The organism is Ruegeria sp. CDSC021, from assembly GCF_059610845.1.
Window position 1 is genome coordinate 201,704 of the sequence record NZ_JBXWOK010000006.1, and the last position, 14,883, is coordinate 216,586.

Here is a 14,883-nt window from a genome sequence, read left to right on the forward strand (position 1 = left end):
ATGAACGGTGTTTCCATGCGAAAAGATGGCTTGGCTTTATTGTTTGGAAGCCTCTCGGTATCAGGTCCGGATACTAGAGATTCAGGAACTGAAAATGCGGTGTTTTCAGTCTCCTGCCAGAGAAAATCGGAGTGCAGGTGCTGGGCAATTGCCGCCTTTGGTCCTCACGGAATAACTTTCTTGACCCCTTAACCTTGGTTTGGTCCATCAATCAGTACTCGAAGCCAACAACGTGGGTTCGTTTCAAACAGATCAAAAGGACTTCGATAATCTTGCAATTTACATAACTCAATCAGAGGCTTTCTCCACAGAAAGAAGTCTACTGTTTCTGTCAGATCGAAGGTTTGATCTTATCCAGCAACCGTTCAGTTTTACATCACCACCGAAGGCCTACTTCCCGCCGGAGATGTTTTTCGCCGCGATCACAAAGCGTACAAAGCGGTCATTCGAGCGGAAAATACCAGGGGCATGTTTGTCCGCACAGCAGACATCGACCACCACTTCTGATCGTTTGAACCATACAAAAACTGTCAGATGACGGCTTTGAGCCCAATCTGTACCTTCGGTATTTTAGCTGCGCGCGCTCGCGCACGAAAATCTCCGTAAGAGGTCAGGTTCCGCCGCCGCAAGGCTGCGGCAAAATCTGCCATTCGCCGATTGCGCAGAATTTCTAATACGACATATTCACAGGTTACGGGACAAGACCGCCATCGGCTTCAATCGCGCCAACAGCCGCTGACAAATTTAAAATCCGGATTTCCCTGTCAGCATAAATTGATTTGAAGGTGCGCCTGCCCGTCGCTTGTCCGTTCAACAGAATGTCCTTTGGGACCAATTACACCACGAATGCGCGAGCGGAAATTTGAGAAGCCTTCGGATGTGACAACGTCTACGGCTTCATCCAAGTGCAGTTCTAACCGGAACCATCCTGGTTTTATGATCGAAATAGAGACCACATGCCCCGTGAACGGTTGCGATAGATACGTTCCGCTGACCTTGTCACCGATGGCCCATCCCTTGGGTGGTCCGTTTCCGATGGCTGCAAACATCGTGTTCCAATCGCGGAACCCGTGTTGGTGGGCGACCAACTCGAGGGACTTGGCATGGCCAATCGATGCCCCTTCTTCGGTCAATTTTGTGCGCAAACGCTTAGCTTGATCCTTGGCTTGCGTAGCTGACGGAAACTGCGTGTTCATGACGCCACTCCTTTTTTGGTGTGGAAAATACCCCATTTTAACTCTGGGTCTTGCGCGGAGAGCCACAACACTACAACAGTGAGACCCAACATCATCACTTCGGCCAGCGGGCCCGCATACCAGATGCCGACTTCGCCAAACCAGAGGGGCAACAGGAACGTCAACGGGATCGCAAAGGCATAAGGTTTTGTCAGCCCTAGAAGGGCTGCCTTTCCTGCAGATCCAATCGCCTGAAAATAGGTCGCAATCATCATCAACGGGCCCAACAGGAAAAAGACACATGTCATTACCGGCAAGATGCGCGCAACCTCTGCAATGACCGACGTGTCGTCTACAAACGCGCTGGCGATCCGGCTAGGCATGCTAATCACAACGACCTGCACGATTGAGCAATAAACAAACGCGACACAAAGTGCCATGCGCAGGCTTGCATCTGACCTTTGCCAAAGTTCAGCACCATAGTTGTTGCCCGTGATCGTCTGCATTGCAAACGACAAGCCCAGAAGAGGCAGGAAAGCAAAGGTGATGACTCGCGTGATGATCCCGTAAGCAGTAATTGCGTCGGCATAACCCGGACGACCAATCCATTGCAGGGCTGAGATAATCGCGGCCGACCCGAGAGCTAGTCCAATGAAATTGAGGCTTTGTGGTGCACCCAGTGCGAGGATCCGCCCCCATTTTCCGCATACGGAATGGGACAGCAAGGTCGCAGGACGCAGCGATGTTTCCCCAAACAATCGGAACGCAAAAATGATCGCAAACGCGAGCGCTTGTGCCGCCGCAGTTCCATAGGCTGACCCAGCGACGCCCATGTCCAGAACGGCGATTAGTACGTAGTTGAACCCGATGTTTGCAATCGAAACCAACAGACTCATCGCCGCCATGAAGCCCACGCGCCCTTCGTTGCGCAACGCATCAGAATTGACTGACAACACGAACAACAGTGGCGAGAAAAACACCGTAATCCGCAGGTAGACCACCCCCATCTGGGCCAAAGTCTCTGACCCACCAGCGGCCAGCAATGCAACTGGCTGGCCCAATAGAAGGAACAACACTATCAGGACTGCGCCCAATCCAATTGCCAGCCCGTGTGCGCCTGCAAACGTGGCACGCGCGGCGTTCATGTCACCCGCGCCAAGGGATCGCGCCAGAAGGCTCGACATGCCGTTCGCCACAAGCGTGGAAAGCGCCACAATCAGCATGTAGATCGGGAACATCAACGTGACCGCAGCCAGCGCATCAGGACCCACATAAATGCCCAAAAACAGCGCATCTGCAACAGACAGAAGCCCATTCATCCCCATCACGAAAATGATCGGAAATGCGGTCCTAAAGTAGATGGTGCCAAGCGGCCCATCGGTGAATGTATTAGTGGGGGTATCAGTCATATCCCATATCTCTCTTGCCTGATCGCGCAATTTGAGATGGGACCCGCATTACCATCCGCGCGATATGCGGAAAGAGGTAGATAGAGAATTAAGTCGCAGAACTTAACCAAGACAAAAGTCAGCGGGAGGCAGGCGTCCACAGCCTGTACGTTGGCTAATCTGAAATTTTTCTGTCGTCAAGCGGTTAGACTGCATCCGATTTGCGGAAGCTGACTTACGCCGCGTTGCAGAAAATCGCTAATATGGGCTCAAACCGGACGCTCAAACGCCTGATTGCGTTCCGGCAACATTATAAACCGTAAACAGCTCTTTCGGCTCGGCCACACCGCGCAGCATATAGCGCCCGACCGAGATCAGATCCTGATCGCAGGGCTGCGCCGCGCGAGCTACGTCATCCGAGATCAGTATCCGTTGCCCCAAGGACCGATGCATGCCAGCGATACGCGCGGCCTGATTCACCGCTGGGCCGATCACCGTGAAATCCAAACGTGTCTCAGAACCGATATTGCCATACAGAATTTCGCCCGCATGCAAGGCCAGTGTGAAGTTGGCCACCGGCAGTCCAGCGGATTCGCGCTGCGCATTCAGTTCGGCGATCCGGTCCTGCAACATGGGAACCGCCTGCAGGGCCGCCTGCACGTCCTCTTCAATCTCGCCGACATTGAACATAGCCATCAGTCCATCGCCCATGAACTTCAGGATATTGCCGCCATTATCGTGCACGACGCCAACGGCAACCGCCAGATAGTCGTTCAACATATCGATGATCTCGATTCCGGGCAGATTCTCGGAGAGGCTGGTAAAGCCTTCAAGGTCAAAATTCCATATCACGGCGTCGATCTGCTGTAGGGATCCGCGACGAATTTCACCCGACAAAACACGCCGTCCAGCATCCCGACCTAAGTAGACGCGCATCAGATCTTTGGATATCCGCGCGTTCGAGGCTGACTTTAGTGCCAGGCCCAAATGGGGCAGAGCCGTATTGATAAGGTCAAGATCCTGTTCCCGAAACCCATCCGGCGCGTTTGAGGCCCACGACAACAGGACTCCATCTACGGCTTTTTTTGAGGTCTGCGACCGCGGATCGAAATTCACACCTTTAGCGTAATACTCGGTCGCACCAGCTTCGCGTAATTCATTGATCAATGGATAGCGGCTGGGCTCGTTCTGATCGACCATGCGTTCATGGACGCCGTCAAGATCGTGATGTAAAATCGCATATAGAGGACTGCTCATCCAGTCTTCTCTGGTCTCTTCTGAATACTCGAATTTCTGATAATCACCGCCGGTGTCTTGATACCAGCTGTATCCGGTGCCGCCATATACCGGGTGCAGCGCCGATTGCGCCGCGTGAAATCGCATCAGGGGCACACCAAGTTCAATCAGACGGGTACAATAGCCGTCCAGCAATTCTTCTTTTTCGGCACCTTCAATGCCCCGCGTCACCAGCCAGTTGATCAGATCATTTGATTTTGCCGCGTTTTGGTTCGGGGCTGTCATTTCACATTCCTGTGTCCGCTCTGGCTTCCATCTGGGAGCGAAGGGTTCGAATTACCAGAGGTCAATTCATATCAGCCAGCTTTCGCAACATTTTGCGCAACAAGGTAGCCTCGTTTTCTGTGAACATTGCGGCAAGCTGAGCATCATATTGCTGCGCAATACCACGCAATTCGCGATAAACCGACCGTCCGGCCGTGGTCAATGCAAGATGTTCAACGCGGCGATCCGTCTGGCTGACGGTTCTGACAAGAAATCGGCGCTGCTCAAGCCTGCTGACCGCGCGGCTTATCTTGGTTTTGTGAATCCTGGCGCGTTGACCGATTTCTTTCGCGCTCAATTCTCCGTAATTGCCCAGATGAAACAACACTCTCCATTCCGTGCGCAGCATCCCATAGCGGTCTTTGTATACACGCTGAAATTCCAGTGCGCTTTCTTCGGCTGCCCGGTTCAGCAGATAGGGCAGGAAATCCAGCAGATCAAACCCGTCTCTTTCGGTACTTTCTGTCTTTGTCATGCTTGTTAGTTACAAAATCAACTATTATCTCACAAGCAGAAAACAGCAGGAGCCAAGGATGAACCATCCGACAGACCCGCATAAAATGATCCAGGCCAGTACGCCCGCTGGCACCCATCCGGGCTATATGCCCGGCTTTGGCAATGATTTCGAAACCGAGGCCCTACCCGGTGCGCTGCCGCAGGGCATGAACAGCCCGCAACGCTGCAACTATGGGCTATACGGCGAACAACTGAGCGGCACTGCCTTTACCGCCAACCCACCCGAGCGCACCTGGTGCTATCGTATCCGCCCTTCGGTGAAGCATTCGCATCGCTACGATAAGATCGACCTGCCCTATTGGAAATCGGCACCTTGTGTTGACCCAGATGTGACCAGCCTGGGCCAGTATCGCTGGGACCCCGTCGCTCATACCCGAGATGGGCTGACATGGCTGACAGGCATGCGCACGATGACCACAGCAGGGGATGTGAATACGCAGGTCGGGATGGCCAGCCATATCTATCTGGTCACCGAATCGATGGTGGATGACTATTTCTTCTCGGCCGATTCCGAATTGCTGGTGGTGCCTCAAGAAGGCCGCCTGCGCTTTGCGACCGAGTTGGGGATCATCGACCTTGAGCCCAAGGAAATCGCCATTCTGCCGCGCGGGTTGGTTTATCGGGTTGAGGTTCTTGAGGGCCCTGCCCGTGGCTTTGTCTGCGAGAATTACGGGCAAAAATTCGAACTGCCCGGACGCGGCCCGATCGGCGCCAACTGTATGGCTAACCCACGAGATTTCAAGGCACCTATCGCGGCCTATGAAGACCGTGAGGTACCATCGACCGTCACTGTCAAATGGTGCGGGCAGTTCCACACTACAAAGATTGGGCAAAGCCCGCTGGATGTAGTCGCCTGGCACGGCAATTATGCCCCGTACAAATACGACCTGCGCACATATTGCCCGGTGGGGGCGATCCTGTTTGACCACCCTGACCCGTCGATCTTCACCGTACTCACCGCGCCGTCTGGACAACCGGGCACGGCCAATATCGACTTTGTCCTGTTCCGCGAACGCTGGATGGTGGCCGAAGATACATTCCGCCCCCCTTGGTATCACAAGAACATCATGTCTGAGCTGATGGGGAACATCTATGGCCAGTATGACGCCAAACCACAGGGCTTTGTTCCCGGCGGCATGAGTCTGCACAACATGATGTTGCCGCACGGACCTGACCAGGATGCCTTTGACAACGCGTCGATTTCGAACCTTGGACCGGATAAGTTGGATAATACGATGTCCTTCATGATCGAAACCCGGTTCCCGCAGCATCTGACATCATTTGCAGCGACCGAGGCCCCGCTGCAGGATGATTACATTGACTGCTGGACGTCGCTTGAGAAAAAGTTCGACGGTACACCGGGCAAGAAATAATTCCGATTGAGGTCGCAGATTTTTCGACGAAAAATCTTGGCCCCTGACAGAGGTTTGGAGACAAAATGCCATTGAAGAAATCCTGGGTGAGCTCGGCCAATTCTGCCGATCACCCTTTTCCTTTGAACAACCTGCCTTATGGCGTGTTTTCGACTGGCGGCGAAGACCCGCATTGTGGTGTTGCAATCGGCGACATGATCCTTGATGTCACAGCTGCCGAGGCCGAGGGACTGGTCGTTCTGGACGACGAACCGCTGTTCGACCTGCCTTTCTGGAACCCGCTGATGGAGCAAGGCCCCGCCGTTTGGGCCGCCCTGCGCAACCGTCTGATGGATCTGCTGGCCGAAGGCAGCGCGGCACAAGAGGACGTCGCGCCTTTGCTTGTGGCGCAGGCAGATGCCGAGCTGCACATGCCTTTTGCCGTCAGCGAATATACCGATTTCTACGCCGGTCGGCACCACGCCCAAAATGTCGGCACCATGTTCCGTGGACCAGAGAATGCATTGCCCCCTAACTGGCTGCATATTCCCATCGGGTATAATGGCCGGGCGTCTTCGGTCGTGGTGTCGGGAACAGATATCCGCCGCCCCTGGGGCCAGTTGAAATCCCCCGATCAGGACCTTCCGGCCTTCCTTCCCAGCCGTCGTTTCGACATCGAGCTTGAGATGGGCGCCATCGTGGGCACGCCCTCTGACGGACCAATTTCCGTACAAGAGGCAGACGACAATATCTTTGGCTATGTCCTTCTGAATGACTGGTCCGCCCGCGATATTCAGGCGTGGGAGTATCAGCCGCTTGGGCCGTTTCAGGCCAAGGCAACCGCAACGTCGATCAGCCCATGGATCGTGACCAAGGCGGCGCTGGAACCTTTCCGCTGTGACACGCCCGAGCGGGATTTTGAGTTGCTGGGTCACCTCAAAGAGACCGGCCCGATGCTGTATGACATTGATCTGTCGATCACGATGGCTCCGGACGGCAAGGCCGCAACCACAATCGCGCGAACAAACTATAGTCAGATGTACTATTCCGCCGCACAGCAGTTGGCCCATCACACGACGTCGGGCTGCCCGATGAACACAGGTGATCTGCTGGGGTCCGGCACGATCTCTGGTCCGACAAAGCCCGAGCGCGGTTCGTTGCTGGAGCTCAGCTGGGGCGGGAAAGAGCCGCTGACACTGGAAACCGGCGAAAGCCGCAGCTTTATCGAGGATGGCGACACGCTGACCCTGACAGGAGCGGCCAAGGGGAAAGGGTACACGATCGGATTTGGCGAATGTGCCGGAACCGTGCTGCCCGCTCTCGAAAACCCATACTCGCGATAAGGAACCACAAATGGCCAAGGCATTTGCGTCCCAGGGGGACATGTCGGAAAAGAAAATCTCGTTCACCGAGGTAGGAGACGGGCTTTATGCCTTTACCGCCGAAGGGGATCCGAATTCGGGCGTCATCATCGGTGATGACAGTGTCATGATTGTCGAGGCACAGGCGACGCCCCGTTTGGCCAACAAGGTAATCGAATGCGTGCGCTCGGTCACCGACAAGCCGATCACGCATGTGGCGCTGACCCATTATCACGCCGTCCGTGTTCTCGGTGCCAGCGCCTTTGGGGCGCAGCAGATCCTGATGTCAGACATGGCCCGCGCGATGGTGGTGGAACGGGGACAGGAAGATTGGGACAGTGAGTTCCAGCGTTTCCCGCGCCTGTTCGAAGGGCACGAAAGCATTCCCGGTCTGACCTGGCCAACGACCACGTTCAGCGACACCATGACGGTGTATCTGGGCAAACGTCGGATTGACCTGAAGCATCTGGGCCGCGCACATACAGCAGGCGATATCGTGATCCATGTACCCGATCAGAATGTGATGTTTACCGGTGACATCGTCGAGTATCACTCGGCCTGCTACTGCGGCGATGGGCATTTCGGCGACTGGGGCGATACACTGGATGAGATCAAGTGGTTTGATGTCGACGCCATTGCGCCAGGCCGTGGCGATGCCCTGGTCGGCAAGGACATGGTCAATGCAGCCATCGAAAACACCCGCGATTTTGTCGACAGCACCTATCGTCCGGCAGCCAAGGTTGCGGCGCGCGGAGGAAGTCTGAAGGAAGCATGGGACGCGGTGCGCGCCGAATGCGACCCGAAATTCGCCGATTACGCGATCTATGAACACTGCCTGCCCTTCAACGTCGCCCGTGCCTATGACGAGGCGCGCGGGATCGACACCCCGCGCATCTGGACCGCCCAACGAGATCTGGAGATGTGGGAAGCCTTGCAGAGTTAAGGACATACGGTCGCATTTGATCCAGATCGTTTTTCGCAGGACGGATTGGTGAGACCCTGGGACCGGGACCACTGAGCCTGAACGGCTGGTGGAAAGGACCCTCAGCGCAGCGCAATGGGAGAGCCCCATGAACAAGATCTTCGAAATACCGCTTTACGCCTACGCGCGAAATCCCGATCAGGACGCCGTAGCCCCAATACGCCACAAGGTGATCGTCATCGGCGCCGGGCCAATCGGCTTGGCCACAGCTATTGATCTGGCACAACAGGGCGTTGAGGTTGTCGTTCTGGACGAAAATGACAAGGTCAGCTTTGGCAGCCGGGCCATCTGTTTTTCACAGCGCACGCTGGACATAGCCGACAGGCTTGGATGCGCAGAGCCCTTGGTGCGGAAAGGTGTTCTTTGGGATACCGGCAAGGTCTTTTTCGACACAAGACAGATCTATGAATTCAATTTGCAGCCAGAACAAGGCTATGCCAATCCGGCCTTTATCAATCTGCAGCAATATCACCTAGAACAGATCCTTGTGGACCGCTTGCGCGCACTCCAAGCCGAAGGCGCGCCAATCGATATTCGCGGCCGCAATAGGGTCGAAGCGATCGGCACCCATGAGGACCATGTCACGCTTGAGGTAGAGACCCCCGAAGGCCCCTACAACATAGAAGCCGACTGGTTGATCGCCTGTGATGGCGCGCACTCTCCGGCCCGCAGGATGCTCGGGTTGGACTTCGACGGGCGCGTGTTCGAAGATAACTTCCTGATAGCTGATGTCGTGATGGAGGCTGACTTTCCTTCCGAACGCTGGTTCTGGTTTGATCCACCGTTCAACAGGGGGCAATCCGCCCTGCTTCACAAACAGCCCGACAATGTCTGGCGCATTGACCTGCAACTGGGGTGGGAAATCGACAAGGAACGGGAAAAACGGCCCGAGAATGTGATCCCGCGCCTCAAGGAGATGCTGGGCGAAGATGTCGAATTCGATTTGGAATGGGTCTCGATCTATACCTTCCAGTGTCGCCGGATGGAGCGATTCCGGCATGGCCGGGTCTTGTTTGCCGGCGACAGCGCCCATCAGGTTAGCCCGTTTGGTGCGCGTGGGGCCAATTCGGGTGTGCAGGATTCGGACAACCTGTGTTGGAAGCTGAAGCTGGTTATCGACGGAAAAGCGCCCGATTATTTGCTGGATAGCTACAGCCATGAACGGGTGCAGGCCGCTGATGAGAACATTGCCTATTCCAGTCGCTCGACCGACTTTATCACGCCGAAATCCCAGATGTCCCGCCTGTTGCGCGACGCCGTTCTTGACCTGGGCGAGCACTACGAATTCGCGCGCCCTCTGGTGAATTCCGGCCGTCTGAGCACACCTTGTACCTATGCGGGCTCGTCGTTGAATTCCGCAGATGCGCTGAACGGGCCAGATATCACCCGTCCCGGCGCAGCGTGCCCGGATGCCCCCCTCGGCGCCGCGTTCCTGCTGCCGAAACTCGCGGGCAAGTTTACCCTTTTGACGATTGACGCCGACGCACCAGACACTCTTGAGGAAGACGGGGTTCAGGCAACCCGCTTGGCGTTGTCGGTTAAGGACGATCCGACCCTGGCGCTCAAGCGCCGCTATCTGGGGCATGCCACCAGCGCGGTTTATCTGATCCGTCCCGATCAACACGTGGCCGCCCGCCGTGATACGTACGAAGAAAACGCATTCCGGCAGGCGATCCGCAGGGCCACCGGTAAGGAGTAAGCGAGATGACCCAACTGATCCTCACACCTAATCTGGACAATGCAGATGATTTCTATTTTGAACTGATCGCTGCCCATGACGGGCTGGATAAATCCGACAGCGACGCGCTGAATGCGCGGCTGGTACTGGTGCTAGCCAACCATATCGGAAATGCCGAGGTGTTGTCTGAAGCCCTGAAAGCCGCCAAGCTGAACGAGAATTGACGTAAACAGGAGGCCCGCGATGAGTGGCGTAGTTCTGTATGATTATTGGCGCTCGTCGGCCAGCTACCGGGTGCGGATCGCGTTAAACTTGGCTGGCATCACCTATCGTGCGGTGTCTGTCGATCTTGTCGCCGGAGATCACAAATCTGATGCACATCTGAGGCGCAACCCGCAGGGGCTGGTTCCTGTGCTTGAGATTGACGGGCTGCGGCTGACGCAATCTTTGGCAATCATCGACTATCTGGACATGACACGGGGTCTGGGGTTGCTTCCTGCGGAACCCGGTATTCGCGCACAAGCACTGGCGCTGGCACAAACCATCGCAATTGATCTTCACCCAGTCTGCAATTTGTCAGTCGCACGCCATGCAACCGCGCTCAGTGGGAATGCGGAAGGTATGCCTGGCAACTGGATGAACCATTTCATACGACCGGGTCTGCTTGCGTTCGAAGCCCAGTTGGGCGGTTTCCAACAGACCCCATATTGCACTGGGCCGCAGCCAGGGCTGGCTGATCTTTGCCTGGTCCCACAGATGTACAATGCCCGCCGCTATCAGGTCGATCTGACCGACCTGCCCCGTATCCTGGGCGTCGAGGCCGCTTGCGCCAAACACCCAGCCTTTGCCGCAGCGTATCCCGATCAACACGCCCCCACCTGATCCTCTGCACAGGGTCTGTGTGCCGATGCGAATGGGAATTGCCTGACCCCTGCCTTACGTTCTTCAAAACAAAATGCAGGAGGCCCCAATGCCCGAAATCATCGGCTATCACGCCCATGTCTATTTCGATGCAGAAACGCAGGATACCGCCCGGCAGCTCTGTGAAGAAGCAGTGCGCCTGTTCCCAGTTGCAATGGGGCGGATGCACGCCCGCAATGTAGGCCCACATCCAAGGTGGAGCTGCCAGTTGGGCTTTGCAGCCGACGCATTTGATCAGGTCATTCCCTGGCTGACGCTGAATCGGCAAGGGTTGACGATATTCACCCATCCCGAAACCGGCGAGCATCTGGCAGACCACCGCGACCGCGCCATTTGGATGGGTGAGATGCTGGATCTGGATCTGTCGATCTTCGACCAGCTTTAACCCAACGCCTTCGCCTGATCTCTCAGCTTGAACTTCTGAATCTTGCCGGTCGAAGTCTTTGGCAAAGGACCGAAGACCACCGTCTTAGGCACCTTGAAATGGGCCATGTTGTCCCGGCAGAACGCGATGATCTCTGCTTCTGTCGCTTGCCCATCTGGTTTGAGTTCAACAAAGGCGCAGGGTGTTTCGCCCCATTTGTCATCGGGGCGGGCGACCACGGCGGCCTCCATCACGGCGGGGTGCTTGTACAAGATATCCTCAACCTCAACCGATGAGATATTCTCACCTCCCGAGATGATGATATCTTTGGACCGGTCCTTGAGTGCGACATATCCATCCGCATGCATCACCCCAAGATCGCCCGAGGCGAACCAGCCGCCCCGGAACGCCTTGTCCGTGGCATCGGAGTTTTTGAGATACCCTTTCATGACAACATTGCCCTGCATGAAAATCTCACCCAGCGTCTCGCCATCCGCAGGCACGGGTTCCAACGTATCCGGGTCGGCCACCATAAGGCCGGACAGGGCCGAATACCGCACACCCTGACGAACCTTCAAAGCGGCGCGTTCTTCGCCTTCTTTGCTGTTCCATTCATCCTTCCAGGCGCAGACCACGGACGGACCATAAGTCTCGGTCAGGCCATAGACATGGGTAACTTCGATCCCCATATCCTCCATCTTCTTAACCACAGCCGCCGGAGGTGGTGCGCCTGCGGTCATCACTTTGATCTCGTGATCGAAATCCTTAAGGTTATCAGGCGCGTTGGCCAACATGTTCAGAACAATCGGCGCACCGCAGAAATGCGTGACCTTCTCATCCCGGAAGGCGGCATAGATCGGCTCATCCCGCACCGCCCGCAGGCACACCGAGACCCCTGCATTTGCCGCCATGGCCCAAGGGAAACACCAGCCGTTGCAGTGGAACATCGGCAAGGTCCACAGATAGACAGAATGCCGAGGCATGCCCCAGTCCAGCAGATCAGATTGGGCATTCAGGGCCGCACCGCGGTGATGATACACAACCCCTTTTGGATTGCCTGTGGTGCCCGAGGTATAATTCAGCGTGATCGCATTCCATTCATCCGCTGGCAGGGACCATGCGAACTCGGGATCGCCCTCGGCCAAGAGCGCATCGTAAGTCAGACTGCCCTGTTTCTCGCCACCATCAAAGCTGGGATCCTCGATATCGATGACGAGAATATCGTGATCAACCTGTTCAAGTGCGTCTTGCACAACCGCAGAAAATTCCGGATCGACCAGCAGCACCTTGGATTCCGCATGGTTCAGGATGAAGGCAATGATCGGCGCGTCCAGCCGGGTGTTAATCGCGTTCAGCACGGCGCCGGCCATGGGAATGCCAAAATGGGCCTCGTACAGTTCGGGGATGTTTGCTGCGATGATCGAAACTGTATCTCCTCGCCCTATTCCACGCCTATCCAGAGCGCTCGCCAGTCGACGACAACGGGTATAGGTTTCGGCCCAGGAATACCGGCGGACGCCATAAACAACTGACGGGTAATCAGGGTAGACCTGCGCCGTCCGTTCGATAAAGCTTAGCGGTGACAGCGGCGTATAATTCGCCTGGCATTGATCCAAGTGGCGTTCATATATGTTGGCCCCTGTCATCTGCGGATCCTCCCAAATCGCAAGTTGCGCGAATTGAACACAAACATAGTCCCATGACAAACCCGTAGAAATACGGGCTGAGGCGGCCAAATAACTGTGCTGTGCCCGACTGGCGATACCAACCTACCCGATCTGGCCCTATCTTGTACTGGCCATTCACGCTGATCTGAGCCATCGAATATACAAGCCGAGGCAACACCGCCTCTGCAAGATGTGCACACGCTAATTTTGAAAGGACATGTCATGGACGGCACGTTCAACGAAAACGATCTTTCCCGCGTCGTCGAAGCCGACCGCGCCCATATTTGGCACCACTTGATCCAGCATAAACCCTTTGAAACCAACGACCCGCGCATCATTGTCGAAGGTAAGGGCATGCGTGTCTGGGATCAAAAAGGCAAAGAGCATCTGGACGCTGTATCGGGCGGCGTATGGACTGTGAATGTCGGCTATGGCCGCGAATCGATCTGTAAGGCGGTTTACGACCAGCTGATGAAGCTGTGCTATTTCGCCAATTCGGCGGGCTCGATCCCTGGTGCTTTGTTCGCCGAAAAGCTGATCGAGAAAATGCCTGGCATGAGCCGCGTGTATTACACCAACTCGGGCAGCGAGGCGAATGAGAAGGCGTTCAAGATGGTTCGCCAAATCGCCCACAAGAAATACGGCGGCAAGAAGACCAAGATTTTGTACCGTGACCGCGACTATCACGGCTCGACCCTGGCAGCGATGTCGGCAGGTGGTCAGGACGAGCGCAACGCGCAGTACGGGCCTTTCGCCCCCGGTTTCATCCGCGTGCCGCATTGCATGGAATACCGCAAGCACGAGCTGGACGGCGCGCCCGAAGAGAATTTCGGCGAATGGGCCGCGGATCAGATCGAAGAGGTGATCCTGCGCGAAGGCCCCGATACGGTTGGCGCCCTGTGCCTTGAGCCCGTGACCGCCGGTGGCGGCGTGATCGAAGCGCCCGAAGGGTATTGGCAGCGCGTACAGGAAATCTGCAAGAAATACGATATCCTGCTGCATATCGACGAGGTCGTCTGCGGCGTGGGCCGCACCGGCACCTGGTTCGGTTACCAACAATATGGCGTAAAGCCAGATTTTGTGACCATGGCCAAGGGTGTCGCCTCGGGCTATGCCGCCATCGCCTGCATGGTAACTACTGAGGAAGTCTTTGACATGTTCAAAGAAGACGCCTCGGACCCGATGGGCTATTTCCGCGATATCTCGACATTTGGTGGCTGCACCGCCGGTCCAGCGGCCGCGATCGAGAACATGCGGATTATCGAGGATGAAAACCTGTTGGGCAACTGCTCGGCCATGGGCGACCGGATGACGGGCAACCTTCAGGCGCTGATGGAAAAGCACAAGGTCATCGGCGATGTACGCGGCAAAGGCTTGTTCCTGGGGGCTGAGCTGGTCGCAGACCGCGCGTCCCGTGAGCCAGTTGATGAGAAGCTTGCCCAGGCCGTTGTGGCCGACTGCATGGCGCAAGGCGTGATCATCGGCGTCACCAACCGCTCGGTCCCCGGTCGGAACAACACTCTGTGCTTCTCACCAGCGCTGATTGCCACCGCGGATGACATCGACCAAATCACCGATGCTGTCGATGGCGCACTGGGGCGTGTATTCGGCTGACACCGTTAGCAGTCTCTTAGGATGAGACTATGAAAACCGGCGCTGCTTGCGTCGGTTTTTTCTCAATACGGATGCCCGAACCCTCAATATGCGACCGGATGCTCCCGCTCAGTGCTGAATGTCGGTGGCCCGGGTTGTAGAATCCGTTGATGTATTCTTTGAGCGTAAGCGGTGCAACTGACCCCCGAATTAACCCCTGATCCGCCTCTTGTTTCCATTGCATATTGTCTAGGGTCAGGACCCATTGATTTCCGTTTTGCGGCGTGATTCACGGTTCAAAAACGAGCGGTGAACATGTCTGATCT

Annotated in this window: 13 protein-coding genes; 8 read left to right on the forward strand and 5 right to left on the reverse strand. The window is 56.0% G+C overall.

Annotated features, from left to right (window positions below; all coding sequences use genetic code 11):
- Positions 1–764: 764 nt before the first annotated feature.
- The 4 genes from AC2FGB_RS11925 to AC2FGB_RS11940 form a co-directional block, all read right to left on the reverse strand.
- Positions 765–1,196, reverse strand: coding sequence for a glyoxalase superfamily protein (locus AC2FGB_RS11925; protein WP_496694522.1), 432 nt, complete (start codon positions 1,194–1,196; stop codon positions 765–767).
- The gene (locus AC2FGB_RS11930) at positions 1,193–2,584 is read right to left on the reverse strand and encodes an MATE family efflux transporter (protein WP_496694523.1); all 1,392 of its coding nucleotides are present in this window, start codon (positions 2,582–2,584) and stop codon (positions 1,193–1,195) included. The genes AC2FGB_RS11925 and AC2FGB_RS11930 overlap by 4 nt, the downstream gene beginning before the upstream one ends.
- A gap of 261 nt (positions 2,585–2,845) precedes the next feature.
- Positions 2,846–4,084: an adenylate/guanylate cyclase domain-containing protein gene (locus AC2FGB_RS11935; protein ID WP_271951484.1), complete on the reverse strand. Its 1,239-nt coding sequence runs from the start codon at positions 4,082–4,084 to the stop codon at positions 2,846–2,848.
- Between the two features lie 61 nt (positions 4,085–4,145).
- The gene (locus AC2FGB_RS11940) at positions 4,146–4,598 is read right to left on the reverse strand and encodes a MarR family winged helix-turn-helix transcriptional regulator (RefSeq protein WP_142639108.1); all 453 of its coding nucleotides are present in this window, start codon (positions 4,596–4,598) and stop codon (positions 4,146–4,148) included.
- A gap of 58 nt (positions 4,599–4,656) precedes the next feature.
- On the opposite strand from AC2FGB_RS11940, the gene hmgA reads away from it, so the two are divergent.
- From hmgA to AC2FGB_RS11975, 7 genes are all read left to right on the forward strand, one after another.
- Entirely contained in the window at positions 4,657–6,012 is a 1,356-nt protein-coding gene (gene hmgA / locus AC2FGB_RS11945) for a homogentisate 1,2-dioxygenase (RefSeq protein WP_496694524.1), read from the forward strand.
- 65 nt (positions 6,013–6,077) lie between these two features.
- Positions 6,078–7,334 (forward strand): fumarylacetoacetase, encoded by a 1,257-nt coding sequence (gene fahA, locus AC2FGB_RS11950; RefSeq protein WP_281973539.1) that lies wholly within the window; start codon positions 6,078–6,080, stop codon positions 7,332–7,334.
- A gap of 10 nt (positions 7,335–7,344) precedes the next feature.
- Positions 7,345–8,295, forward strand: a complete 951-nt coding sequence (locus AC2FGB_RS11955) for an MBL fold metallo-hydrolase (protein ID WP_496694525.1) — start codon at positions 7,345–7,347, stop codon at positions 8,293–8,295.
- A 127-nt stretch (positions 8,296–8,422) separates the two neighbouring features.
- Positions 8,423–10,033 (forward strand): FAD-dependent oxidoreductase, encoded by a 1,611-nt coding sequence (locus tag AC2FGB_RS11960; protein ID WP_496694526.1) that lies wholly within the window; start codon positions 8,423–8,425, stop codon positions 10,031–10,033.
- A gap of 5 nt (positions 10,034–10,038) precedes the next feature.
- Positions 10,039–10,236, forward strand: coding sequence for a DUF2783 domain-containing protein (locus AC2FGB_RS11965; protein ID WP_271951493.1), 198 nt, complete (start codon positions 10,039–10,041; stop codon positions 10,234–10,236).
- A 19-nt stretch (positions 10,237–10,255) separates the two neighbouring features.
- Positions 10,256–10,894 (forward strand): maleylacetoacetate isomerase, encoded by a 639-nt coding sequence (gene maiA / locus AC2FGB_RS11970; RefSeq protein ID WP_496694527.1) that lies wholly within the window; start codon positions 10,256–10,258, stop codon positions 10,892–10,894.
- 88 nt (positions 10,895–10,982) lie between these two features.
- Positions 10,983–11,318, forward strand: coding sequence for a DOPA 4,5-dioxygenase family protein (locus tag AC2FGB_RS11975; protein ID WP_142639094.1), 336 nt, complete (start codon positions 10,983–10,985; stop codon positions 11,316–11,318).
- On the opposite strand, the gene AC2FGB_RS11980 is transcribed toward AC2FGB_RS11975, so the two are convergent.
- Entirely contained in the window at positions 11,315–12,943 is a 1,629-nt protein-coding gene (locus AC2FGB_RS11980; protein ID WP_496694528.1) for an acyl-CoA synthetase, read from the reverse strand. The genes AC2FGB_RS11975 and AC2FGB_RS11980 overlap by 4 nt on opposite strands.
- A 243-nt stretch (positions 12,944–13,186) precedes the next feature.
- On the opposite strand from AC2FGB_RS11980, the gene AC2FGB_RS11985 reads away from it, so the two are divergent.
- Entirely contained in the window at positions 13,187–14,578 is a 1,392-nt protein-coding gene (locus AC2FGB_RS11985; RefSeq protein WP_496694529.1) for an aminotransferase family protein, read from the forward strand.
- The last annotated feature ends 305 nt before the right edge of the window (positions 14,579–14,883 follow it).